The 1,567-nt window shown below is 74.7% G+C and carries 1 protein-coding gene and 1 pseudogene; one reads left to right on the top strand and one right to left on the bottom strand.

Going from position 1 to position 1,567, the window contains the following annotated elements; translation table 11 throughout:
- Window positions 1-709: L,D-transpeptidase family protein (locus tag ABZ371_RS32510; protein WP_358686515.1), on the top strand; the 709-nt coding region annotated here is incomplete at its 5' end.
- 297 nt (window positions 710-1,006) lie between these two features.
- On the opposite strand, the pseudogene ABZ371_RS32505 reads toward ABZ371_RS32510, so the two are convergent.
- Window positions 1,007-1,567, bottom strand: a pseudogene (locus ABZ371_RS32505) (hypothetical protein); the annotation flags it as partial.

The following is a 1,567-nucleotide window of genomic DNA, read 5'->3' as shown; positions in this document are numbered from 1 at the left end:
CGCCCCTGCGGCGTCCGGAGCCCCCTCCGCGTCCGCCACCCCCACGAGGACGGCCGGTCCGCGGCCCTCGCCGCGGGCGCGGACCCTGATGTCCGCCGGGGACCGCGGCGAGCGGGTACGGGAGCTGCAGGCCCGGCTGCGCCAGATCGGCCACTTCCAGCGCGTGCCCACCGGGTACTACGGCAGTGCCACAGCGGCCTCCGTGCGGTCCTTCCAGGGCAAACGGGGCCTGCCCCGGACGGGCGGGACCGACACGGTGACCTGGGAGCGGCTGCTCGCGATGACCCGGAAGCCGACGGACCGGGAGCTCGATCCGCCGGTCGCGGAGCCGGCGGCCCGGCCCGACGCGCGCTGCATGACCGGCCGTGTCCTGTGCATCAGCAAGAACAGCCGCACCCTGTCGTGGATGATCGACGGCCGGGTCGTCTCGTCGATGGACGTGCGCTTCGGCTCGCAGTACACCCCCACCCGGGAGGGGACCTTCGAGGTGTACTGGAAGTCCCGCCACCACGTGTCCACGCTCTACGACTCGCCCATGCCCTACGCCATGTTCTTCAGCGGCGGGCAGGCTGTGCACTACTCGTCGGACTTCGCGGCGCGCGGCTACAGCGGCGCCTCGCACGGCTGCGTGAACGTACGGGACGAGGGGAAGATCGCCTCGCTCTTCGCCCAGGTGAAGAACGGCGACAAGGTCGTCGTCCATCGGTAGCGGGCCCGGCTCCGGCGGCCGGCGAGCCGTCCGGTCGAAAGGCGCGGACGGGACCGGGGGAACGTGTCCCGCCCGCGCCGGATGCGCTGAGCCGAAGGTACGGGGGGAACCCCGGCTCGTCGCGCGGCCGATGACCAGTCGGCTCACTCTGTTCTGCGTCGCGCGGCCCGAAAACGTCACACCCGCGGTCCGTCGAGCCCTTCCGGCCCCTGTAAGCGCAGGTCAGCGCAGGTCAGCGCAGGTCAGCGCAGGTCAGCGCAGCGAGGACGGCAGCGTGGGCGGAGCGTCCGGCACTGCTCAGGCCGGGGCCTGCGCCTCGTCCCGGTGATCCGGAGCGCTCCGCGGGGCGGCCGTGCCGAAGGAGACCGAGGGCAGCGATCCATGGCCGCCTTCGCCGCCCCGGCCGCTCCCGCCGTCTCCGGTGTTCCCCGCGCCACTCCCCTTGCCGTCCCCGGTGTTGCCCGCGCCACTCCCCTTGCCGTCTCCGGTGTTCCCCTTGCCGTCCCCCGAGCCGTCGGCGGTCCCGCGGTCCTCGCCCAGGACCCGGTCGCAGAAGCGCACCAGGTCGCGTTCGCCCTTCGCCAGTTCGAGGAGGCGGCGCTCCTCCTTCCGGCTCATGCCGTCGTCACGGTAGGCGCGGCAGGCCCGGACGGTCTTCGCGTGGAGCTTCTCGGCTCCCCCGCCGGGGGAGCCCTCGGGTAGCCCGTGCCCGTCGGGGCCGGCCGGGGTCTCCCCGGGTGCCGGCCCGTCGTCCGTGGTGCCGCCGTCCGGTTCGGCGCCGCCCGCGTCCGGGCCGCTGCCGGCCTCCTCGCCGTGCTCTTCCGGATCCGCCGCGCCACCCGTCGCCTCGGAGGCGGG

The sequence above is a fragment of the Streptomyces sp. NPDC005899 genome (genome assembly GCF_040629645.1).
Lineage (GTDB): Bacteria > Actinomycetota > Actinomycetes > Streptomycetales > Streptomycetaceae > Streptomyces.
This window is presented reverse-complemented; position numbering and strand designations above follow the sequence as displayed.